Annotated in this window: 24 protein-coding genes; 9 read left to right on the forward strand and 15 right to left on the reverse strand. The window is 43.1% G+C overall.

The window, feature by feature from the left end; translation table 11 throughout:
- Window positions 1-9: 9 nt before the first annotated feature.
- The 3 genes from CVD23_RS01640 to CVD23_RS01650 all read right to left on the reverse strand — a co-directional run bounded on the left by CVD23_RS01640 (window position 10) and on the right by CVD23_RS01650 (window position 4384).
- Complete coding sequence (locus CVD23_RS01640; protein WP_374702609.1) at window positions 10-2142, reverse strand: peptidoglycan D,D-transpeptidase FtsI family protein; 2133 nt, start codon at window positions 2140-2142, stop codon at window positions 10-12.
- Window positions 2143-2312: 170 nt separating this feature from the next.
- Window positions 2313-3527 (reverse strand): MFS transporter, encoded by a 1215-nt coding sequence (locus CVD23_RS01645; protein WP_101664954.1) that lies wholly within the window; start codon window positions 3525-3527, stop codon window positions 2313-2315.
- A 248-nt stretch (window positions 3528-3775) separates the two neighbouring features.
- On the reverse strand, window positions 3776-4384 hold the full coding sequence (locus CVD23_RS01650; protein WP_101664956.1) for a superoxide dismutase: 609 nt from the start codon (window positions 4382-4384) through the stop codon (window positions 3776-3778).
- 360 nt (window positions 4385-4744) lie between these two features.
- Here CVD23_RS01650 and CVD23_RS01655 point away from each other — a divergent pair, with 360 nt between their 5' ends.
- Window positions 4745-5440, forward strand: coding sequence for a Crp/Fnr family transcriptional regulator (locus tag CVD23_RS01655; RefSeq protein WP_101575599.1), 696 nt, complete (start codon window positions 4745-4747; stop codon window positions 5438-5440).
- Between the two features lie 105 nt (window positions 5441-5545).
- Here CVD23_RS01655 and CVD23_RS01660 read toward each other — a convergent pair whose 3' ends face one another.
- A complete protein-coding gene (locus CVD23_RS01660; RefSeq protein ID WP_101575598.1) occupies window positions 5546-6028 on the reverse strand; it encodes a DUF456 domain-containing protein in 483 nt (160 codons plus the stop codon).
- A 346-nt stretch (window positions 6029-6374) separates the two neighbouring features.
- Between CVD23_RS01660 and CVD23_RS01665 the strand changes: the two genes are divergently transcribed.
- Together CVD23_RS01665 and CVD23_RS01670 are read left to right on the forward strand one after the other, a co-directional pair.
- Window positions 6375-7145, forward strand: a complete 771-nt coding sequence (locus CVD23_RS01665) for a DUF1189 domain-containing protein (RefSeq protein WP_101664958.1) — start codon at window positions 6375-6377, stop codon at window positions 7143-7145.
- A gap of 228 nt (window positions 7146-7373) precedes the next feature.
- The gene (locus CVD23_RS01670) at window positions 7374-9074 is read left to right on the forward strand and encodes a methyl-accepting chemotaxis protein (protein ID WP_101665032.1); all 1701 of its coding nucleotides are present in this window, start codon (window positions 7374-7376) and stop codon (window positions 9072-9074) included.
- Window positions 9075-9158: 84 nt separating this feature from the next.
- On the opposite strand, the gene CVD23_RS01675 is transcribed toward CVD23_RS01670, so the two are convergent.
- Complete coding sequence (locus tag CVD23_RS01675; RefSeq protein WP_245917286.1) at window positions 9159-9407, reverse strand: hypothetical protein; 249 nt, start codon at window positions 9405-9407, stop codon at window positions 9159-9161.
- Window positions 9408-9591: 184 nt separating this feature from the next.
- On the opposite strand from CVD23_RS01675, the gene CVD23_RS01680 reads away from it, so the two are divergent.
- Both CVD23_RS01680 and ispG read left to right on the forward strand, forming a co-directional pair.
- Window positions 9592-9897 carry a hypothetical protein gene (locus CVD23_RS01680; RefSeq protein WP_101575596.1) on the forward strand — a complete coding sequence of 102 codons (306 nt, stop codon included), beginning with the start codon at window positions 9592-9594 and terminating at the stop codon, window positions 9895-9897.
- Window positions 9898-10006: 109 nt separating this feature from the next.
- Window positions 10007-11122, forward strand: a complete 1116-nt coding sequence (ispG, locus tag CVD23_RS01685; protein WP_101575595.1) for a flavodoxin-dependent (E)-4-hydroxy-3-methylbut-2-enyl-diphosphate synthase — start codon at window positions 10007-10009, stop codon at window positions 11120-11122.
- Window positions 11123-11193: 71 nt separating this feature from the next.
- Here the strand turns inward: ispG and CVD23_RS01690 are convergent, their stop codons facing one another.
- Window positions 11194-11577 (reverse strand): hypothetical protein, encoded by a 384-nt coding sequence (locus tag CVD23_RS01690; RefSeq protein WP_373270847.1) that lies wholly within the window; start codon window positions 11575-11577, stop codon window positions 11194-11196.
- Between the two features lie 193 nt (window positions 11578-11770).
- Between CVD23_RS01690 and CVD23_RS01695 the strand changes: the two genes are divergently transcribed.
- Window positions 11771-12334, forward strand: coding sequence for a hypothetical protein (locus CVD23_RS01695; protein ID WP_101575593.1), 564 nt, complete (start codon window positions 11771-11773; stop codon window positions 12332-12334).
- Window positions 12335-12362: 28 nt separating this feature from the next.
- Here CVD23_RS01695 and CVD23_RS01700 read toward each other — a convergent pair whose 3' ends face one another.
- The 3 genes from CVD23_RS01700 to CVD23_RS01710 all read right to left on the reverse strand — a co-directional run bounded on the left by CVD23_RS01700 (window position 12363) and on the right by CVD23_RS01710 (window position 14444).
- The gene (locus CVD23_RS01700; protein ID WP_101664960.1) at window positions 12363-12776 is read right to left on the reverse strand and encodes a Fur family transcriptional regulator; all 414 of its coding nucleotides are present in this window, start codon (window positions 12774-12776) and stop codon (window positions 12363-12365) included.
- 61 nt (window positions 12777-12837) lie between these two features.
- Window positions 12838-13680 (reverse strand): metal ABC transporter permease, encoded by an 843-nt coding sequence (locus CVD23_RS01705; protein WP_101575591.1) that lies wholly within the window; start codon window positions 13678-13680, stop codon window positions 12838-12840.
- On the reverse strand, window positions 13677-14444 hold the full coding sequence (locus CVD23_RS01710; RefSeq protein WP_101665034.1) for a metal ABC transporter ATP-binding protein: 768 nt from the start codon (window positions 14442-14444) through the stop codon (window positions 13677-13679). The genes CVD23_RS01705 and CVD23_RS01710 overlap by 4 nt, the downstream gene beginning before the upstream one ends.
- 173 nt (window positions 14445-14617) lie before the next feature.
- Here CVD23_RS01710 and CVD23_RS01715 point away from each other — a divergent pair, with 173 nt between their 5' ends.
- Window positions 14618-14872, forward strand: a complete 255-nt coding sequence (locus CVD23_RS01715; protein WP_101575589.1) for a DUF2624 domain-containing protein — start codon at window positions 14618-14620, stop codon at window positions 14870-14872.
- A gap of 166 nt (window positions 14873-15038) precedes the next feature.
- On the opposite strand, the gene CVD23_RS01720 is transcribed toward CVD23_RS01715, so the two are convergent.
- Together CVD23_RS01720 and CVD23_RS01725 are read right to left on the reverse strand one after the other, a co-directional pair.
- Window positions 15039-15932, reverse strand: coding sequence for a deoxyribonuclease IV (locus CVD23_RS01720; protein WP_101664962.1), 894 nt, complete (start codon window positions 15930-15932; stop codon window positions 15039-15041).
- 30 nt (window positions 15933-15962) lie between these two features.
- Window positions 15963-17276, reverse strand: a complete 1314-nt coding sequence (locus CVD23_RS01725) for a DEAD/DEAH box helicase (protein WP_101575587.1) — start codon at window positions 17274-17276, stop codon at window positions 15963-15965.
- Between the two features lie 248 nt (window positions 17277-17524).
- Between CVD23_RS01725 and CVD23_RS01730 the strand changes: the two genes are divergently transcribed.
- Window positions 17525-18148: a YqfQ family protein gene (locus tag CVD23_RS01730; RefSeq protein WP_245917284.1), complete on the forward strand. Its 624-nt coding sequence runs from the start codon at window positions 17525-17527 to the stop codon at window positions 18146-18148.
- A 136-nt stretch (window positions 18149-18284) separates the two neighbouring features.
- Entirely contained in the window at window positions 18285-19238 is a 954-nt protein-coding gene (locus CVD23_RS01735; protein WP_101575586.1) for a 4-hydroxy-3-methylbut-2-enyl diphosphate reductase, read from the forward strand.
- A gap of 178 nt (window positions 19239-19416) precedes the next feature.
- Here the strand turns inward: CVD23_RS01735 and CVD23_RS01740 are convergent, their stop codons facing one another.
- The 4 genes from CVD23_RS01740 to CVD23_RS01755 all read right to left on the reverse strand — a co-directional run bounded on the left by CVD23_RS01740 (window position 19417) and on the right by CVD23_RS01755 (window position 23168).
- A complete protein-coding gene (locus tag CVD23_RS01740) occupies window positions 19417-20532 on the reverse strand; it encodes a Nif3-like dinuclear metal center hexameric protein (RefSeq protein WP_101575585.1) in 1116 nt (371 codons plus the stop codon).
- Window positions 20529-21239 (reverse strand): tRNA (adenine(22)-N(1))-methyltransferase, encoded by a 711-nt coding sequence (locus CVD23_RS01745; protein WP_101575584.1) that lies wholly within the window; start codon window positions 21237-21239, stop codon window positions 20529-20531. The genes CVD23_RS01740 and CVD23_RS01745 overlap by 4 nt, the downstream gene beginning before the upstream one ends.
- A 226-nt stretch (window positions 21240-21465) precedes the next feature.
- Entirely contained in the window at window positions 21466-21828 is a 363-nt protein-coding gene (gene cccA, locus CVD23_RS01750) for a cytochrome c550 (RefSeq protein ID WP_101575583.1), read from the reverse strand.
- A gap of 200 nt (window positions 21829-22028) precedes the next feature.
- The gene (locus CVD23_RS01755) at window positions 22029-23168 is read right to left on the reverse strand and encodes an acyl-CoA dehydrogenase (protein ID WP_101664964.1); all 1140 of its coding nucleotides are present in this window, start codon (window positions 23166-23168) and stop codon (window positions 22029-22031) included.
- Window positions 23169-23235: the final 67 nt, after the last annotated feature.

Below are 23235 nucleotides of genomic sequence, written 5' to 3' on the forward strand. Positions count from 1 at the left end.
ATTCCCATATTAATTTTCGACACTTTGTTCATTTACTTCCCTTGCTATTTCCTGGCCCGCCTGAACCTCTTCAATGTTTTCCACTTGCTGGACAGGGTTTGCTTGGTTCATATTTTGTTCGACACGCTGTTTCTTTAAGTTAAAGTAAGCATCAAATGCTTTTTTTCCTATTTTAAGGTTGGCTTTATGGTCTTTGTCACCCTGGAATGCCCACGGCACTAACACGGCGATGGCAACCTCAGGGTTTTCATGTGGCGCGTAACCGACAAAGCTTAAGTTCATGACTTCAGGAGCTTCTTTACCAAAATTCTTTCTTAGTGGCCCGTCATAAAAAGCTTCAGCTGTTCCCGTTTTCCCAGCCGGCAAATATTCGAGCGGGAACCAACTGTATGCTGTACCCCCCGGTTCCTGGACGACCTGGCGGAAGCCTTCCTGGACACGCTCTATCCACTCTTCTTTCATCGGCAGCTTATTAAGAACCTTTGGTTTGATTTCCTGCATGACTGGGCCAAGCTGGTTATTTTCCATAACCGGCTCCCTGATTTGCTTCACCAAATGCGGCTCAAGGCGGTGGCCGCCATTGGCAATCGTTGAAACATACTGGGCGAGCATCATATTGGAATAAGTATCATACTGGCCGATCACGAGGTCAAGCAGGAAACCGGGTCTTGTGTCCATTCCTTTAAAGCCAATCGTTTCATTCGGCAGGTCAATCCCGGTTCTGACGCCCAGGCCAAACTGGCTGAATGAATCACGGATTGTGTCAAAAGCCTTTGTGTTCAGCTTAAGCGGGCCCTGCGGAATATATTGGCCGCCGCCGATCGTGACCGCCGTTTTGAACATATAGACGTTCGAAGATCTTTTTAACGCAAAGAGATCATCAACAGTACCCATGTTTGTCCACGATTTTTTTACTGGTGTACTTCTAATATACATCGGTGCATCATGGTGGCGTGTTCCAGGTGCAATTGCCTCGTTTTGATAACCTGTCAAAATCGTCGCACCCTTGACAGCAGACCCAACGTTGTAGGTGGTCGTGATATTTCCGAGCGCATCATCCTGCATTTCATCCTGGCCCGTTTCTTCATTTTTTACAATTCGTTTACCTGCCATGGATAGGATTTCTCCCGTATTCGGATCCATCATCACAACATAGGCCCGGTCCAATAGGGTGGTCCCTGCTTGACCTTTTGCAGCCCAAAGCTCTTCTTCGATCGCTTTCTCAACTGCGAGCTGCAAATCCATATCAGTGGAGAGGACTAAGTCTTTGCCGCGCTGTCCCTCGGAAATGATTTCTGTTTTAAGGACATTGCCCGCTTTATCGGTAATATTTTTAACCTTCGCTTTTTGGCCGTGCAAAACATCCTCATATTGCTGTTCGATATAGCTGATTCCGACGCGGTCATTCCGATTATAGTCGCGTGACAGGTAGTAATCAAGCTGCTCCTCAGGCAAACCTTTATCCGCATCGGATACTTTCCCAAGCACGGACTTCAGCGTATCGCCGAATGCATAATAACGATCCCAGTCAGTCGTGGTATCAACTCCAGGTAAATGTTCGAGGTTCTCGCTGACAACTGCAAATTCTTCAGGGGTTACCCCCTCGTTTTTGACAATTTGCGGTGTCAGTGCATAACCCGAGCTTAATTCCCGGTAGATCGCAAGCACCTCAAGTTCTTCATTGGAAAATTCATTAATTTCGTCTTCGGTAATTCTTTCGAGCTGCAGTTTGTAGAGATCCTTATCCGTCAGCTCTTTTCCCTCAAATAATGCTTGTTCTTTATCAGTAATTTTTTCAGCAGCGCGGTCAGGGTTTTTCATAATCCAAAAATCTTTCCTATCCCGCTCTCGTATTTTTTTTGTATCTTTATCAATCAGCTGGGCCAGATTCTCGGCAACTCTCAAAATCTCCTGCTGCTTTGTTCCTTGATATTTCGTATACGTGATCGCATTCAGCGGCGTGTTATCAACAATCACCTTTCCGTTGCGGTCAAACATTTTCCCCCGCGGCACCGAATTGTTGATAATTTTATCCTCGGTCCGTTCAATCTCACGTTTATAATCGTCACCATATACAATTTGGACAACGCCCAATCTCAAGATCAATAATGAAAAAAGCAAAAACACAGCGAAGAACAACATATTCAACCGAAACGGCACGTGCGTCTTCTTTTTCTTTTTGTTCAACTCTCCACACTTCCCTTATAAAAGGATTACATTTTTCTATTCTTTATTCTATAAGAAAAAGATCGATTTATCTATTACTAACCGCATTTTCCAGAAAAAAAACGAAGAATTTGTCGAATTCCCCGTCAAGGTGAAGAAAAATGAATATTGCGGACACATAAGTAGATGAGGGAATGGCCGGCTCCAAGGATGAGCAGCAGAATAGGAATGCTTTTTTCGCTGTTAAAAAAGGTAATTGCGAGCAGAAATAAAGAAATTGACACGATCCTTCCCGAATTTAAAAAGAGCTCGCGGACAACAATATATTCGATTCTCATTTCCGCAGCTTTCCACCCCCTGCCAATCACATCATAGGTGAGCGACACATATGGAACAAGAAGAAGCGGATAGGCAATCGCGATGACCGCTGCGTAAACCAGCATCTTTTTAAATGTAGGTTCGAAGACAATCAGGAAGATCGATCCATATAAAATCAAACCGCCAATCAAAATCGCCTGTTTCCGGTTTCTCTTTTTAATCATCCTTGAAACGATATAGTATGTAATAAAGGCAATCCCTGAATTAATCAACCCAAAAGCTCCGAGTGCCATTTCACTTCCTGTTGAAATAAACACAAACACAGAAACGATAAAAACAAATGTGCCTTCACGCAACCCTTGAAAAAAATGTGCATTTGTAATCAGCCGCCAATTCCGATTATAGTTTCGTTCGGAAAGGATGCGCTGAAACCAGTAGCGCCCCTGCGCAGGCCTTCTTTTTAAAAAGAAGCTAAAAAACACGGCTGCTGAAAACAATGTTAAAGATAAACCAAAGACGATTGAATAGCCGGTAAAATTCTCAAGCCGCGAAATAATAAAACCTGCAGCAATCGGTCCGATCATCCCGCCAATCGAGTTCAAGATTCCGAGAAAACCATTAAAGAAATCCCGCGTTTCCGGTTCGGTAATTTCAAAGGTTAGCACATTAAAGGCGAGCCAGTAAAAACCATAGCCGATCCCGAGCAGCCCCCCGAGGAGCAGTAAAAAGCTCGACGCGTCTGTTCCTATAAACAGGACCGCTAAATAAAATGAGGCTAAAAAAATAACGCCAATCCGCAAAACAATTACCCTGTCAATTTTCTTCGCCCATCGGCCCGCCAAAATGAAAGTGATCGGCTGAAGCACGACGACCGATAAATTATATAATCCCAAATCCATAAACTCACCGGATTGTTTCCAAAGATAAATGTTAACAAATGTATTGGAAAGGGCAACACTCAATGAATAAAGGCCGCCAATCAACAGCAATAAACTTAAATCTCTTGTAAGCTCGACATCTCCGATCAATTTTTTCAAGTTCATAAAAAAACTCCCCTTTGTATCACAGGGGTAGTTTTCAACAAAATCAACTCGTGTATGCACTTTCTAGCGAAAAAGGGATATGGATGAGGACTGAATGCTTTTGATTCTGAGTTTGCTGTTAAAGCACGGAGTCTTTCCTTTAATTCTTCGCGTCGATCATGAGTTATGATCATAAACCGGCCAAGTATTTTTAATACATATAAAAACCCCTGCCGGACAATCTCTGACAGGGGTCTTCATTTATAAATTTATTTCGCCGCGCTATAACGCTTGGATACTTCATCCCAATTTACAACATTCCAGAATGCATTGATGTATTCTGGACGGCGGTTTTGATATTTAAGGTAGTAAGAATGTTCCCAAACATCAAGTCCAAGAACCGGCGTCTTGCCTTCCATTAACGGATTATCCTGATTTGGAGTGCTTGATACTTCCAGTTCGCCATTGTTGACTGCAAGCCATGCCCAACCTGAGCCAAAACGAGTTGTAGCTGCTTTTGAAAATTCTTCTTTGAACGCTTCAAGGCTGCCGAACTTGCTGTTGATTGCATCTGCCAAATCGCCAGTCGGCTCTCCGCCGCCGTTTGGAGAAAGGATTTGCCAGAATAACGTATGGTTTGCATGTCCACCGCCATTATTGCGCACAGCTGTGCGAACAGTTTCAGGAACTGCGTCCAAATTGGAAATAACCTCTTCTACAGTTTTTGAAAGTAGCTCTTCGTTTCCTTCTAAAGCGTTATTTAAGTTTGTCACATATGTGTTATGGTGCTTTGTGTGATGAATGTTCATCGTTTCTTTGTCGATGTTTGGTTCCAATGCATCGTAAGCATAAGGTAATTGCGGTAATTCAAAAGCCATCATTATTTCCTCCTTATGTATCGTAAAGTTAGTGTTCAAGATTTGATCTTAAGCACTTCAGCATAAGATTACCAAAGTTCGGTAAGCGTTTCAAATAAAATGCTTATAATATTTCCACTATTTTCATTGTTAAAAGTGTATTTTGGGATAATTGACCTCATTCCTTATTGAACGAACCGGGGCGACTGGGTACCCGGGTCATTGTTTCGAAAAGTTGTCATTTTTCAAGTAATCCCTTTCCTGTCAATGATATAAGTTGCTTGTCCCAAAAATAACAGCCATTAATTGGAAAAACCATATTGACATGTTATAAATACTTCTTTTAAATCAAAGGTGTAAGGACTAAAAGGAGTGGCATACATGGGAGAGATCAATCTATCACTTTATAGTTTACTGCTGCAACATTTTGTCGATAAAGAAACGGTTCAGAAAGTGAAAGCTGGCACAATTCTTTTTCAGGAAAAAGATCCTGTCCAGCATATTTATATTCTTTTGGAAGGCACTGTTGCTCTGGGGAGAATTCACTTAAAAGGAAAAGAATTTATTCTTAAAATCCTGAATGGAGAAGAACTTCTCATTGAATATCAATTATTTAAGAATTCCGATCGATATCATTTCTTTGCCAAAACGATGAGCGATTGCGAAATGCTGATGATCAAGCGTGAGCACTTTGAACATTATATTGCACATGACCACCGGGCGTTAAATGCCCTGACAGTATGGCTGAGCACCCGCTACTTAAAAGCGCAGATGAAGTGCCAGGACTTAATTATGCACGGAAAAAAGGGCGGCCTTTATTCGATCATGATCCGCCTTTGCAACAGCTATGGCGTGATGACTGATGAAGGCATCCTCATCGATATTCCGCTTACCCACCAGGAGCTCGCCAATTTAACATACGGTACAAGGGAAGTCATCCAAAGAATGCTGAAGGAATTGCGGGAGCTTGATGTGATTTCCTATGACCAGCAAAAATTTGTAGTCAAGGACTTAAATTATTTGCGACAGGAAGTTGACTGCCAAAACTGTCCGTTTGAAATTTGCGGCTTAAATTAATGACAGCCAGTCTAGACTTAGCGCTTTTCAGCGGTTATTTCTATCGGTTCCTTAAAAGGACATTTCCAAACTCCATATAGGTCACTTTGCAAATGTCCTCCCTTTTTACAGAACTAAAATCAAAAAATAAATGATCATGACGGCCTGGATCAGCGCTTTTGTCACAACACTGCTGACAAAACCGATCACCGAGCCAAATCCGATTTTTGTCGCTGATTTGATGTCCTTCTTGTTAATCAGCAGTTCGGCAATAATCGCGCCAAGAAATGGGCCGATCAGAATTCCCAGCACCGGAATAACAAATGGCCCGATCAAGAGCCCGATCGTACTTCCCCATACGCCTGCTTTCGAACCTCCATATTTCTTTACACCTATTAAATTGGCGATATAATCGGCCCCAAATAATAGAATCACAAACAAACCTTGTATGATCCAGAACAGCCAGCCCAACGGTTCAAAAGAGAAAAACAAGCCATAAAGCAAGAAACCGCCCAGCAAGAACAAAGCGCTCGGGATGATCGGAAAAACCAACCCGGCAAAAGCAACAATAAACATTAATATAACGGCCGCCCAATAGACGTATTCCATACCATTCATCCTTCAACTTTTTTATTTTTATAAAGCTTTTCTTTAATCGAAAAACGAACAATTATTTAAAATTCACACAGTACTATTCCTCTCTTACTGAAACGTCCTCGTTTATTAAGACAATTAATTCGTTTTTCGGTTTGCTTAATACTTTGTAAATTTTCTCAGTTATAATAAAACACTTATGGCTATTATATATACTATTATTTTTTTCGACAAACCTTGCCTGATCGTTTTTGGTGTGATTCGTGTAATATTTTCGAACCCAAGGAGCAACAAAGCTTGTGCTTAAAAAGTGATAAAGCTACAATAAGAAAGCAAGACTTAGGTAGGGGTGTGTAGTTAAATGAATATATTTAAACAATTTTTAAAAAGCTTGTATTCTCCAAAAGACATAGCATTATTTCGATTTCAGGGAATTGGCAAAACGATCTTGTATATTTTCTTTCTTACCCTCTTGTCGATTATTCCATCGTCGTACTTTCTTAGCACGGCATTAATTGACGGAGTGAATACTGCCCGCGAATCGATCGAAGAGGATATGCCCGATTTCGCTATTGAGAACGGCCAGCTTTCCTCCGAAGAGAATCGTCCGGTTACAATCAATAAAGACGGTTTTACGATCATCGTCGATCCAACGGGCGCAGTAAGTGAGAAAGACTTGAGCAACGAGGATAATGCTGTTGCGCTTCTACAAAATGAACTGGTATTAGTAGCCGGCGGCCAAGATCAGGTTCACCCGTACTCAATGCTCGGTTTAAATCTAACAAAGAATGACGTAACCCAGTTACTTACCAATCTCGATTCAATGATGGGGATCCTTGTTCCCGTAATGATTGTCGTCATTTATTTATTTTCAAGCGCAATTAAATTTGTTGAAATATCGATCCTTGCCTTCTTTGGGTTAATGTTAAAAAACCTTGCAGGCAGGAATTTGCAATACCGCCATTTGTGGAGAATGGCTGCATACAGCGTTACATTGCCAACGATATTTTTTGCCATTATGGGAGCACTGCAAACCCAGGTTCCAGGCGGATTTTTAATCCACTGGTTCGTATCGCTGCTGATGCTCTATTTGGCAATAAAAGAAATACCGAAACCTACCGTAAAAGAGTAAACGGGGCCTATTCAGCCTCGTTTATTTTTTTTGCAATAAATATCTGCGGAAAACATTGCAATCCATTTTAAAAAATGTTTAGGAATAAAGTTGCAGGCAAAACGATCCAAATTAAGATTAAATATAATAAATCTTAACAATCCCTTAACAAACCTCCTTCATACTAAAGTTGCATTTAATTTGGGAGGGGGCATTTAATTGGATCGGCTTGGGATTAAACAGATAAAAATGGCAAGTGGCGAAATCTGGGGCGGAATGCTTTCCAGACTGTCTTTACAGGCAAGATTGCTGGCGATCATCCTCAGCCTATTGCTTGTCACGATATCAAGCATTGCTTATATTTCCTTTGTAAAATCAAAAGAAACGACAGTGCAATTGATGGAGCAGCGCCTTGAAAAAGAAGCAGCCACCATTAGTGAAATGGCGAAGAACTTAATGTTGATTTACGTTGGCAAGGAAGAGAAATTCAGCGAAAAAATGGATCAAGTCATTAAATCGCAGGATGCCGATATGGCCCAGGACGATTTAAAAGGGGATTATTTTTTAATAAATCAAAAAGGTGTTGAACCGTTTCAGGTTAGCCGGAACTCTAAGCTCGTTTTTCCCGATTCGGTCCTGACCGACATTCGCTCGCAGCAAAAAGGGATTCTTCACCGCGAGATTAATCGCGAGCTATATACGATCTCTTTTCATAATATACAGGAGCTAAATGGGATTTATGTGATCGTCATTCCGCAGAAATTATACTTAAAAAATATCAATGAAATGGCTACATATATGGTTATTACCGTTCTGATCAGCCTTGTGGTGACCTCGGTTATTATCACTCTTCTTGTCAGAAGTTTGACAAAGCCTTTATCCAACCTGCACGAAGTGATGAAGGAAATCAGAAATGGCAATTTGGATCTACAAATAGAGGCGAAGCCGTCGACACCCGAAATCAATTCTTTAATTAAAAGCGTTCAGGCGATGGTCTTGCAAATGAGGGACTTGCTATTTAATATTTCCGGCACAACAAACAACCTGTCGATAACAGGTAATGAGCTCAGGGAAATATCCAGCGATGTGATCAGTCAAAATCGTCAGTTAGTGGAGGCGATTCAGGTTGTCAAAGCAGGAGCCGAACAAACAGCCGGAAGCTCAGAAGAAAGTGTTCACACGTTCCATGAAATGAAAAGGTCGATCAGCAATATTTTTATGAACATTGAGCATATTACCGATAAAGCGGCCGCGATGAACCGTTCAGCTGTCCATGGAGAAAAGAGTGTTGCCGCGATGGCTGAGTCTATAACAGGATTTGCTGGTGAGTTTCGCGGAGTTACTGAAACGATTCACGCGGTTAAGAACCATTCCTCGTCGATTGCGAAAGTAATCAACTTAATTCAAGAAATCGCCGAACAAACCAAACTGTTATCACTAAATGCTGCCATTGAAGCAGCCAGGGCGGGTGAGTCGGGAAAAGGCTTCGCTGTCGTTGCGGGTGAGGTCAGAAAGTTAGCAGACCAGTCGTCACGGGCTGCTGACGAAATTACGACAACGATTCATCAAATGGAAACTGTTTCCCTGAAAGCTTCAGACGAATTCGAGAAAATGCTGACAGGACTTGAAAGTCACTTAAATAATGCCTCTGTGAGCAGACAGACTTTTGACAGCTTAATGCTGGAGATTGAAGCGGTTAATGAAATGATTGCTAATGTACAAGCATTACTGTCAGGGTTGAACGATACGCTGCCTAAAATGGAGCAAGCATCGGAAAGCTTCGTTTTCGTGTCACAGCAAACTGTTGCCAGTGCAGAAGAAATGATGTCAGCTTCAAAGCAGCAAATGGAAAAAGTAAAGCTTAGCCATTCTGCGGGTGAGAAACTAATGACTTTATCAGATGAATTATCCGAATTAACGAAACATTACCATTACAATGTAAAAAAATAAACGCGGCCAAAGGCCCCGCTTATTTTTTCAAATCTGGCATTATCCCACAGGCGAGATCCAGATGGGTAATGTAATATATTACAGCTACTCGTTGTTTTGTTGCCTATTTTGGTTTCTATTTTGTTGATTACCGATCGCTTTGCTTACACCGTTTGTTGCTCGGTCGATCACGTTAGCTGTTTGATCAACAGCGTTCATCGTAACATTCTCTGTTGCTTCGATCGTATTTTGAGCTGCATCAAAGACTACATCAGCACTGTTTTTAACTCTATTAGCAACATTCTGTGCCATATTATTTCCGTTGTTGTTTTGGTTTTGATTTTGATTTGACATATTTCTCACCTCCTAAAAATCCTTTCTAGGTTGTGAAGAAAGTGAGAAGTTTATCCCATCACATAGACAATTATAATAACATGAGTAAATTTCACAATGTAATAAGTTAAAGAATCTGTTCTATTTTCTTAAGCGGTGACATATATATTGGACAAACTCCCATTTCGACTGGAGGCCGCTTAATATGAAACGGATTGCCGGATTCATCTGTGTAGTTTTGGTCATATATGTTATCTACTTTGATCTTAGCTCAGGCACTCTGCCGGGTGTTAAGGAGAAAAAAATCGAGGCGAAAATGGAAACTCAGCTAGCTTATTTCGAATCAAGCGTTAAGCCGGGCGACACAGTTTTGTCGATTATTGAAAAAAATATAGATAAAGCAGTCCCCGTCTCGATTGAGCAAGTAATTACCGATTTCCAGAGCCTTAATGAAGGATTGAAACCAACAGAAATTCAAATTGGCGAAGACTACAAGTTCCCGGAATATTAATTCCCGCAGGTGTCATATCCTTGTCAAATTCAGCAGTTCATTGATACAATGGAAGCATATTGGTTATAACACAGCTTATGAATCCAATGTTTAAAGGAGAGAATCTCGATTGAGTGGACTTATACATCGCACAAAAACGCGCCCCGTTAAAGTTGGTAACCTAACGATTGGCGGGAGCAATGAATTATTTATACAAAGCATGACAACAACAAAAACGCACGACGTCGAAGCGACAGTTGCCGAAATACTCCGTTTGGAAGAGGCAGGCTGCCAGATTGTCAGGGTGGCTTGCCCGGATGAGCGCGCTGCGAATGCGATACCGGAAATTAAAAAACGAATCAACATCCCGCTTGTTGTCGACATCCATTTTGATTACAAGCTCGCCTTAAAGGCAATTGAAGGCGGAGCTGATAAGATTAGAATCAATCCGGGAAACATCGGAAAACGTGAAAAAGTGGAGGCTGTTGTTAAAGCGGCTAAAGAAAAAGGAATTCCGATCCGCATCGGTGTAAATGCCGGATCCCTCGAACGTAAAATCGTGGAAAAATATGGTTATCCGACTGCGGACGGTATGGTCGAGAGTGCTCTGCACCACATAAAAATTCTTGAAGATCTTGATTTTCACGATATCATCGTTTCGATGAAAGCATCTGATGTCGGTCTCGCGATTGAGGCATATGAAAAGGCAGCACAAGCTTTTGATTACCCGCTGCACCTCGGCATAACCGAATCAGGAACGCTGTTCGCAGGAACGGTCAAAAGTGCTGCGGGCCTTGGAGCTATTTTAAGCAAAGGGATCGGAAACACGCTGCGTATTTCCTTAAGTGCTGATCCGGTTGAAGAAGTGAAAGTCGCCAGAGAGCTGTTAAAAAGCTTTGGCCTGTCCTCTAATGCAGCGACTTTGATTTCGTGCCCGACATGCGGAAGGATTGAAATTGATTTAATCAGTATTGCAAATGAAGTCGAAGAGTATATCCAAAAAATTAAAGCACCGATTAAAGTCGCCGTGCTGGGCTGTGCGGTAAACGGCCCGGGGGAAGCCCGTGAAGCCGATATCGGCATCGCCGGAGCAAGAGGCGAAGGACTTCTGTTCCGTAAAGGAAAGATCGTCAGAAAGGTTCCGGAAGAGACTATGGTCGAGGAACTAAAGAAAGAAATTGATAAGATTGCAGAAGAATATTTTGCAGCGAGAGCTCTGGAACAACAAGAAGTTGTCCAACCATAATGGTAAAAGACCCGGCGGAAAAATTCGCCGGGTCTTTTGCTTTTCAATTGCTCCGTTATCTTTGAAAAGCTTTAGAAAAACGGCAGGACAAACATCCCTACTATAATGGCGATTGCGCCTATTCCAATCGCCCAACCGCCGAGGTTGGCCGCCCCTCTTCTGAGCGCAACAAAGCCGAGAATAATCCCGGCCGCCCCAAACAGGATTGGCATTACAAACAGGGATAAAATAGACAGCGCAAGGGCTGCATAGCCAATACCCCGGCCGCTTGCAGCTACTTCACCCGAATTCCCCCCGTTTGATTTATTCTTATTGACGTTCCGGTCAATACGGACTGGAGCAGCGACCTCAGCTGCTGTTTCTTCACGAAAATTTGTATCGTTATAACTGGTCCCCAGATCGGATTTATTACGATTGGTTTTTGCACCTTTATTTTGTCGTTGCTTTTCCGCCATGTTCATCCCTCGCTTTCATAATGGAGCATTCATATTGTTTGCGACTTTACACTGTTTCATTATGTTAATGTTTGTCTGCATTTTTCCTGTGTTTTCAGGCAAAAAACTGATTGTCGACCTCGAGTCTTTAGAAATCACGGTTCTTTTGATAATATAAAGACAATAATGCAAAGACAGGAGCAGGATCATCAACATGGGAAAACGTTTTGGTATTGATATCGACGGGACAGTTACTTGTCCAACGTCGATGATCCCTCATTTAAACAAGGCCTTCAGCATGAACATAACATTACAAGACATCAAACAATATGATTTAAACCCGCTCGTCAATATAGGAGAGCGCGAATTTGCAGCGTGGTTTGCCGAAAACGAGCCGCTTATATATTCAACTTCACCTCTCGCCGAAGGCGCCAGGGACATTTTACTCAAATGGCAAGAACATCATGAGCTTTATTTTATCAGCGCGCGAAGGTCAGACTTGCTTGCTTTGACAGAAGAATGGTTTTGCAAACAAGGCCTAACCTACCACCATGTGGAATTAATTGGTTCACATGACAAAGTCGCCACAGCCAAAAAATATAATGTCGATATTTTTTTTGAGGACAAACATGATAATGCCGTCATGATTCATGAGGCATGCCGGATTCCGGTAATATTATTTGATACCCCGTACAACCGCGCTGCGACGCCTGAAGGTGTTATCCGTGTTCAAAATTGGCGGCAGGCCGCAAACTGGGTTGAAAATTGGTTGAAATAAAAAAACGGCTGATCGGCCAGCCGTTTTTTCATTCGTAGCACTCAGGGCAACGCCCGTAGATTTCAAATTTATGCCCTGAGACATCATAGCCTTTCAGATCTTCGTTCAATCCATTCATTGGGCATGTGTCAATTTCCTTCGTTTTTCCGCAGTCAAGACAGATAAAATGGTGGTGGTGCTGTTTATGGGTGCATGAAAATCGAAAATGCTTTTCGCCTGACAGTTCCGTCATTTCAAAAATGCCCATATCGACAAATAAAGACAGGTTCCGATAAATCGTATCGAAGCTTAGTCCCGGATAGTCATCTTTCATATCCTCTAATACATCGCGTGCCGTTAAATATTTATCGCTGGCAGCAAAAAGCTGCAGCATTTCTTCTCTTTTTCCTGTATGTTTGTATCCTTCGTCCTTCAATATCTTTAAAGCTTCGTCCACATTCATTTCATTCACCTCTTAATCCGCAATCAATCGGAAGACTGGCCGCCTGAGCCTAATGCTGAATTTACACAGGTCTTGCCGATAAAAATTTTTTAAAAAGGATTGAGATCATTAAAATCGCCACGGCAATAATCACAATTGTACCGCCTGGCGCCAAATCAAGATAATACGACAGCGTTAACCCGCCAAGAACCGACGTTTCACCAAAGATAACGGAATAAAGAATGGTTTGTTTGAATCCTCTGGCAATGCGAATACTTGCCGCAACAGGCAGCGTCATCAGCGAAGATACTAAAAGGATTCCGACAATCCTCATTGATGCTGCAATTACGAGAGCCACCATGACAATAAATATAAAATGGACACTTCTAGCTGCGATACCGGAAGCCTTGGCGTGTTCTTCATCAAAGGATAATAAAAATAACTCCTTATAAAGCATGAAAATAACGACGATCACAAACAGACTGATAATGACAATTGTCCACAGATCTGTCCGGCTTACTGCGCTGACACTCCCAAATAAATAGCTGAATAAATCTGTGTTAAAACCGTCTGCCAGTGAAATAAATATTACTCCGAGCCCGATGCCACCCGACAGGATAATCGGAATCGCCAGCTCCTGATAATGCTTGTATACAGTGCGAAGCTTTTCAATAAAAACGGAGCCAGCTACCGAAAAGGCCATCCCCATGTAGAGTGGATTCAATCCTGTCAGCGCCGGGTAACGCTTCTCAAGAAGCAGGCTCGCTGCGATTCCAGCAAGAGTTACGTGGCTTAACGCGTCCGCAATTAAAGATAACCTTCTTACCACTATAAAAACGCCAAGAAGCGGAGCAATAATCCCGATGATAATCCCTGTCAGAAAAGCATTTTGCAGAAATTCATATTGAAGTATGTTGGCAATCATTCCACACCTCCATGATGGGAATGATCATGTGTCAGAACATGAACGTCATGCCCGTAGAACTCAGACATTTCTTCCATTTTCAAGTGTTCAAATTCCTTGGTGTTGCCATGGAAATGGAGGTGCTTATTCAAGCAGGCAACGTGGGTAACTTTATCGGTTATCGTGCCGATATCATGGGTAACAAGCAAAAGGGTAATACCCAATTTTTTATTCAATTCGTCGAGCATTTGATAAAACGCCTGTACATGCTGTACATCAACCCCAACGGTCGGTTCATCCAAAATGAGAAGCTCGGGATCACTGACAAGTGCTCTTGCGATAAAAACTCGCTGTTGCTGCCCCCCGGATAATTCCCCGATGTTTTTTTTGATCAAGTGCTCGAGTCCAGCCGATTCTACTGCTTTAAACACTTTCAGTTTGTCTTCTTTGTCCATAAACCGGAACAAGCCGATTTTTTTTGTCAGTCCGCTTGCGACTACTTCAAAGACCGTTGCCGGAAACCCTGTGTTAAACGAGTTTGCCTTTTGAGAAACGAAACCAATTTTTTGCCAGTCCTTAAAGCGGCTGATCTCCTTTTCGAATAAGAAGATCTCCCCTTTTTGCGGCTTTAAAAGCCCGAGGATTAATTTTAGAAGTGTTGATTTACCGGAACCGTTTTGGCCGACAATTCCGAGGAAGGAGCCCTTTAAAATCTCAAGGTTAATATCCTCGAGCACCAATTCCTTTTCATACCGGTACGAAACATTTTCTATCTTCACAATCATTTCAGTTGATTTCAATCCTATCACCTAATTTAAGAATCATTCCGATTTACATTTTGTAGTATACAACAACCGGGTATGAAAGTAAAGAAAACGCACAGGCGTCCACAGCCGTCATTTCAATTTTTGTCACGATTCATGAATAGTGTTCATATGTTGCTAAAGAGGTGACGACTGTGAAAATTTTTCAAAACATCATTAATCACAAGATCAATACGATCTCCGCTGACGAATTAATGAAATATGCAAATCAATTTCAGATTAAAGTCAGCAGGGCGCAAGCGCACAAAGTGGCGGCATATTTAAAAGGAAAACAAATTAATATTTTTAATGATGCCGAGCGGACCGGATTAATCAAAGAAATTGCCAAGGTTGCCGGCCCTGAAACAGCAAGAGAAGTCAACCGGATTTTTCTCGAACTTACAAAGTAAAAAGAAAAGCGGAAGCGCCTTGCTCAGCCCCAACAAGCGCTGGAGGGCCTGACAGTGAAGTCGCGCTCTTTGACTTCATTGGCAGGACCGAAGCGACTCGAGGGGCTAGGCGCTGGAGCTGGACACCAAAACACCTAACTAATTCGAAAATTTTATACTTTTTTTATCATCCGCACATGATGTTATCGAGCAGGTTGTCTTCGAATTTTTGTTCTCTCAGCATCGCAATTTCATGCTTGTAAGGCGCCTTTTTGTTTAGTTTATCCTCGCCAACATAAGGAGTTTCAAGGATTTTCGGAATACTCGCCAGCTGAGGATGGTGGACGATATAGTTGAGTGCTCTAAAACCGATATTCCCGAATCCGATATTTTCATGGCGGTCTTTTCTCATTCCACGGGCATTTTTGCTGTCATTAATATGCAGTACCTTTAATTTTTCAAGACCGATAATTTTATCAAACTGATTTAAAACCCCATCAAAATCCTCAACGATATCATAGCCCGCATCATGGATATGGCACGTATCAAAGCATACTGAAACATGATCGCTGTAAGTGACTCCATCGATAATCATCGCAAGCTCTTCGAACGTTTTTCCGCATTCCGATCCTTTGCCCGCCATCGTTTCAAGGGCAACCTGGACCTTGTCCTTACCTGTCAATACTTCGTTAAGCCCTTCGACTATTTTCTTGATGCCTGCTTCAGTCCCCTCTCCTACATGCGCGCCGGGATGCAAAACAATTTGCTTCGCTCCAATTGCTTCGGTACGATCAATTTCCGATCTCAAAAAATTCACCCCGAGTTCAAATGTAGCCGGGTTAACAGCGTTCCCGATATTAATAATGTAGGGGGCGTGCACAATGATGTCATCAATGCCGTTCGCTTCCATATGACGCCGACCTTCTTCAATATTGAGATCTTCTATTTTCTTTCGTCGTGTGTTTTGCGGTGCACCTGTGTAGATCATAAATGTATTTGAGCCATATGAAACAGCTTCTTCGCTCGCAGCAAGCAGCATTTTTTTTCCGCTCATTGAGACGTGTGAACCAATTTTCAACATATTCTCTTCTCTCCCTTTTTTAAGCAAAAGTTATTTTTTTCTTTGCACCCGCTTTTGCCTTTTCTTTATTTTAGTGACCTCGGCCTGCATTTTCTTTTTATAGCCAGGCTTTACTTTATTCGGCTTCCGGACCATCGACTTCGCCTGGACGTCGAGGTCGTCCACCTGCTTCTGTCGTTTTTTGCGTTTATTTCGGTCGCCTGTTTCGACCATTTCGCCCTTTTGGATATCAACATTTTTAAATTGGATTCCAAGCTTCTCAAGCCGGTTCAGGGCATCTTCGTCAGAATCCTCATAAATCGTCAAAGCGACCCCTGAAGCGCCTGCCCTGGCGGTTCGGCCAACGCGGTGCACATAGAAATCCAAATCAGACGGCAATTCGATGTTAATGACATGGCTGACGCCCTCGATATCGATTCCTCTCGCCGCCAAATCAGTTGCAACAATGTATTGAAACTCAAGATCATTTACTTGTTTCATTACCTTCTTGCGCTCACGCGGACTTAAATCGCCGTGGATTCTACCAACCTTCAAGCCTTTTTCAAGCAAACCATCTGCGACTTTATCAGCCATTTTTTTTGTATTCGTGAAAACAATCGCCAAGTACGGATTGAAAAGCTGCAGGCTTTGAAAAGCGATTTCAATCTTCGAACGGTGCCGTGCTGGAATGACGTAATGGGCAATGTTTTCTGCGGCAATTTGTTTTGGCTCAATATGGATATAGGCAGGGTTTTCCATGTACTTTTTTAATAACGGTTTCAGCTTTTCCGGAATCGTTGCAGAAAAGACGAGCATTTGAAGCTTTTCCGGCATCCTCGCCGCTACTTGGTCCACATCTTCAATAAACCCCATATCGAGCATTAAATCAGCTTCGTCAATTACCAGTGTGGAGGCTGTATAAACAACAAGAGCCTGCGCCTTCACAAGGTCGTTGATTCTTCCCGGCGTTCCAACAACAATGTGAGGCTGCGTTTTCAATTTATCAATCGTGCGCTGCTTGTCCGTCCCGCCAATGAAGCAACGGGCAGAAATCATTTTGTCGTCGTCGCAATGCTTTGTAACTTTGAGGATTTCCTGATAAATTTGATTCGCGAGTTCTCGGGTTGGCGCAGTAATTACTGCTTGGACTTCCTGTTTGGCAGGATCAATTTTATTCAGAATCGGCAGTACATAAGCATGGGTCTTCCCGGTACCTGTCTGTGATTGGCCAATTGCGCTCTCACCCTTTAGCACGATCGGAATGAGCCGGCGCTGTATTTCAGTAGGCTCCTGGAAACCAAGATCGGCCACTGCTTCTATAAGGAAAGGCTTAAGCTTGTATTGTAAAAACTTCGTTTCAGTCATTTATTTAACTCCTCATATCATGAATTAAAGGTCGTTCCTATGCACCCATCCTGTAATTATAATAAAGATTTCATTAAATCGCCACTGCGGCATTTGGAAGTACCCAGTTGGGAACTGACCCCTTATAGTATTTTTCAATTTAGAGCAATTAATGAGAGCAGCTTTTTTGATCTCCACATCTGCCCAAAACCAAAATGGTTTAGAAGCATATGTTAACAATGAGAGTAACCATGAAGGAGGCAATGATTATGCAGCCGAGACATCGAGGTTCGTTTGGCGGCGGAATCAACCCCGGTTTTATGAATCGCCGGCGACCCGGACCGAGCTTCAACCATGGCAGGAGCAGCGGGCCATTCGGCCAAATGATGGGTCCGCAGCAGCGGGCCAAACAAGGAGGGGGGCTGCTGTCGAAAATTTTTGGCCGTGGAAACCAAAACACGGGATATCCAGGTGCTCCCGGCGGCGGTTTTTTTGTTGTGGGCGGCCAGACCCGCTCACCTGCAGCAACAACTGGAAGCTCATTTTTAAAAACACTTACCAATCCTGCCACCATAAACGGATTTCTAAATAATACCCAGCAAATACTTAATGCCATGCAATCTTTCGGGCCGATTGTCCAGCAGTACGGGCCGCTCGTCAAAAACTTCCCTGCGATGTTGAAATTATATAAAGGACTAAAGGATGCCCCTGAAAATGACGGGGATCATGCAAAAAAAACTAAGAAAGATCGCAGCCGAAAACGATCCGTCCTTGAATCAGAATCTGAATCCTGGGACGATCTTGAATCAGAATCTGAGTCCCTGCAGGATCAGGAAGATGTGCCATTAAGGCGGCCGAAAAATGGAAATTCTGTACCGAAAATATTTTTTTAACAATAAAAGAATTTTTCACGTGCATTTTCCCGGTTATTGCTAATGATATACATTAGTGATTCCGCTTTGTAATCTTCCCATAACTTTTATATAATTAAACATAAGCATTTATTTGCTTTTATGGGGAGGACTCAATATGAAGGTATTAAAAATATCACCGCGCGGCTATTGTTATGGCGTAGTTGATGCGATGGTTATTGCCCGTAATGCAGCTTTGGATCAGTCTTTGCCAAGGCCTATCTATATACTCGGTATGATTGTGCACAATAAGCATGTGACAGATGCATTTGAGCAAGAAGGAATCATTACTCTTGATGGACAGAATCGCAAAGAAATATTGGAGCAGGTTGACCACGGTACCGTTATTTTCACAGCCCACGGGATATCTCCTGAAGTGAGGGAGCTTGCGGCACAAAAAGGCCTGGTAACAATCGATGCCACTTGCCCGGATGTTACGAAAACACATGATCTAATCCGCCAGAAAGAAAAAGAAGGCTACCAGGTCATCTATATCGGTAAAAAGGGGCATCCTGAGCCTGAAGGTGCCGTTGGTGTCGCTCCAGGGATCGTCCATTTAGTATCGTCAATTGAGGACGTCGCTGCCCTTCAAGTTGTCGGCGAAAAGATTATTGTCACCAACCAGACAACGATGAGTCAATGGGATGTAGCAGATATTATGGAAAAGGTTAGAGAAAAATATCCTCATGTGGAAATGCATCAGGAAATTTGCCTGGCTACCCAGGTGCGCCAGGAAGCAGTCGCCGAGCAGGCCGGTGAAGCAGACGTGTTGATTGTTGTCGGTGACCCGAAGAGCAATAACTCGAACCGGCTTGCCCAGGTTTCCGAGGAAGTTGCCGGCACGAAGGCTTATCGAATTGCCGACATATCGGAGCTTGAACTGGACTGGATAAAAGACGCAAATACAGTAGCCGTTACAGCTGGAGCGTCGACACCGACGCCGATCACAAAAGAAGTGATCACCTTTCTCGAGCAATATGATCCTGCAGATTCGTCTACATGGGTACATGAAAAGAAGGTACCACTTGGAAAGATTCTTCCAAAAGTAAAAAAATTGACAGCTAAACCGTGATTTCTAAAACCCTTGCCTCAAGCGGCAAGGGTTTTTTGCATTTAAATGAGTCAATTTCACAATGTAACAAGCTAAACCGAAAAACGAACAAAGTTGTCTAGATATACAGGATTATGCCATAGGAAACGAATAAGTAACTGTTCGTTTTTCACTTAAAGAATTGCTTTATGAAATTCATTCAAATAAATTGAAATGGATCTGTGTGGACTGTTGATGGAAAGATGTTGATGGCATAACCCTTTTCCCTGGACAACCTTGTTAAAACAGTCGCGGTTCCCTGCTTCATCACTTTTTCAACATTATGACCGGGATCGACTATGTTAAGGCCCATCATCATTGCATCATGAGCAGTATGGTAATACATGTCCCCGGTCACATATACGTCTGCCCCTTTAAATTTGGCCTGATTGATATATTTATTGCCGTCACCGCCGAGCACGGCTATTTTCTTGACTGTCGTATTCAAGTTCCCGACCACACGGACTGCCGGCACATCCAGGACCTTTTTTACATGATGAGCAAACGCTTCTAATGTCGTCTCTTCTATGTAACCGACCCTGCCAAGCCCAAGCAGCTCACCTTTATTGTCCATAGGATAAATATCGTAGGCCACTTCTTCATATGGATGGGCCTTCAGCATTGCACCCAGTACTTTTTTTTCAATTGTCTCCGGATAAATCGTTTCAATCCTCGCCTCCGTCACTGTCTCTAGGGTTCCATGGCGGCCGATATGCGGATTAGTGCTGGCACCAGGCAAGAATCGGCCTGTGCCGCTGCTTGAGTATGAGCAGTGGCTGTAAGCGCCGATTGCACCCGCTCCCGCTTTCCCGACTGCTTCCCTGACGTCTGCCGCATTTTCTTCAGGTACGAACACGACTAACTTTTTCAATTTGTTCTCATATGTTGGAAAAAGCAGTTCCGTGTTTTGCAGACCAAGTGCTGCAGCGAGCATATCATTCACACCGCCGCTTGCAACATCCAGATTGGTATGGGCCGCATAAACAGCAATCTCGTGTTTAATCAGCTTTTCGATCACAGCACCCTGATAAGTATCTGTTGCGATTTTCTGGAGCGGGCGAAAAATGAGCGGATGGTGGGCGATAATGAGCTGGACACCCCTGTCGATCGCCTCATCAACGACTTCCTCCAGTACATCGAGCGCGATCATCACGTTTTCGACAGGTTTGTTCAGCCTGCCAATCTGGAGTCCGACTTTATCCCCTTCCATTGCAAGGCTCTTTGGCGAGAATGTTTCAAACAACTGAATAACCTCAAAACCATTGACTTGTTTCATTTTTTCAAAACCCCCTCTACAATTCTGATTTTCTCAAGAAGCTCCTGCTTTTTTTTGGATGTTTCCCTGTTCTCGTCCGCTTTTTCGAGCTGTATTAAAATCCGTTCCCAGTTATCCCGTTCAGAAATCCATTTTTTACGGAAAACATCATTTTGCTTTGACATTAAGATCGGGCCGAGCAAAAGACCGCCTTCGAATGACTCGCCGTAATAGGAACGCGGATCACCTTGTTCCGCTGCCAATATTTCATAGATTTTTCCGTCTTCTTCTAAAATTTTTTCATCGACCAGCTTCCAGTCATGCTCCATTAGCCATTTGCGAATCGAAATGGCACCGATGTTCGGCTGGAGGATAAGGCGCTTAACCGCCGGAAGCTTTTGTTTGCCTTTTTCCAATATCGAAGCGATTAACGTTCCACCCATTCCGGCGATTGTGATGCAATCAACCTCACCCGGAGAGATAACATCAAGTCCATCGCCTTTGCGTACGAAGATATTATCGGATAATCCCTCCTCGTCTACTTGCTTTTTTGCCGATCGATATGGTCCTTCAGCCACCTCGCCCGCTACCGCAAATGTAACGATCCCCTGCTGAACAGCATGGCACGGCAGGTAAGCATGGTCAGAGCCAATGTCGGCAAGCCTGCTGCCTGCAGGGATATATTGTACAACTGCCTTTAAACGATCTGATAGATTCTCGGTATTCATGAGTCACCACATTAATATAGTTTTTTTGAATGAATTTCATAAAGCAATTCTTTAATTGAAAAAGCGAACAGTTATGTAAAAATTAAGATAGTATTCGTTTCGTACGCATGATCCTGTTTATTTAGACACTTCATTCGTTTTTCGGTTTAACTTATCACATTGTGAAATTGACTCCTCTAGTATAAAAAAAGTCCTTCACAGATGCAAAGGACCATTTTTCATTATTTTATTTTATACCTGCGAGCCATTCAGCCATTGCTGGTGCCTGGTCTTGAGCAACAAGACCGGGTGGCATATTGCCTTTACCATTGACTACGATATCAGCAATTTCTTCCTGGGACAGCCTGTCGCCTACACCCTTCAATGCAGGGCCTGCTCCACCTTGGTAGTCGCCGCCATGGCAGCCAATACAGCTTTTTTGGTAGATTTCTTCCGGGTTTGCTGAAGCAGTGTCTGCTTGTTCTTCGCCGCCCTCAGCTTTATTCGCCATTTCTTCAGCATCGCCGAGGCCTTTAACTGAAAGAAAGAACATTAATGCAATCCCCAAAACCGCGATAAGAGCAAATGGAATAAGTGGGTTCCGATTCATGATTTTACCTCCCTTATGTAACAACATCTCAGTTTAATATTATCGTATACAAACAATTTCTATTTTACTTTAAAATTGCTGAGAGGAAAAGCCCTAAAGTAAACTTTGTCACTCGATGTTCTTAAATTCGACAAAATAAAGGCCTATAGACAAATGTTTTCTCTACAGGCTGGATTGAAATAAGCATTTACCCTGGATATTCAACAGCCGATTGTTCTCGCAATCACGAGCCTTTGGATTTCGGATGTGCCCTCGCCAATCTCGGTCAGCTTCGCATCTCGCATATAACGTTCAACATGATATTCCTTCATATAACCATAGCCGCCGTGTATTTGTACGGCCTGATCGGTCACTTCCATGCTGATTTCCGAAGCATACAGCTTGCACATCGAAGCCTCCTTCGTGAACGGCCTTCCGTTATCCTTTAGCCAGGCCGCTTTGTACACCATATTGCGGGCAAGCTCAATTTTCATAGCCATATCGGCCAGTTTAAACTGTATCGCCTGAAAGGCTGACAGGGAGCGGCCAAATTGCTTTCGCTCATGGGCATATTGCAGAGCTTTATCATAGGCAGCCTGGGCAATTCCAACCGCCATTGCCCCAATCCCAATCCGCCCTCCGTCCAGAGTCATCAAGAATTGTTTAAATCCTTCTCCTCTATTGCCGAGCAAGTGCTCAGTCGGAACACGCACGTCTTCCAAGACAAGTTCCGTTGTATTCGATGAATGCAAGCCCATTTTCTCATAATTGTCGATCACTTTAAAACCTGGTGCGTCTGTAGGCACAATAATCGCACTGATTTCTTTTTTTCCGTCCTGTTCACCCGTGATCGCCGTTAACGCCAGATGTCTGGCATAGCTGGCATTGGTAATATAGCATTTGTTTCCATTGATCACAAATTCCCCGTCTTTTTCAACTGCCGTTGTTCTCGTCCCCCCTGCATCGGACCCGGCATTGGGTTCGGTTAAGCCAAATGCCCCGAGCGTTTCGCCTGTGCAAATTGGAACGAGGTATTGCTGTTTTTGTTCCTCTGTCCCGAATAAGTATATTGGAGCCCCACCAAGCGATATATGCGCCGAATACGTAATTCCCGTTGAACCGCAGGCTCGGCTCAACTCCTCGGTTACAATCGCAAAACTGACCGTATCTGCGCCTCCTCCGCCATACTCCTCAGGAAAGGGCAAACCCATCATCCCCATGTCGGCCAGCTTTTTAAAAATAGATTCCGGAAATTGTTTATTTCGGTCCCGTTCAAGAGCTCCGGGAGCGACTTCTTCATCTGCGAATTCCCGGATTGTTTTACGGATCATTTCCTGTTCTGAAGTTAAATCAAAATTCATTGAACTTCCCCCTTGCAATTTTTGAATACGCTTACATCACTCTTATTATAAAAGGGAAATATGAATT

The sequence above is a fragment of the Bacillus sp. V33-4 genome, assembly GCF_002860225.1.
GTDB lineage: Bacteria > Bacillota > Bacilli > Bacillales > Cytobacillaceae > Bacillus_BJ > Bacillus_BJ canaveralius.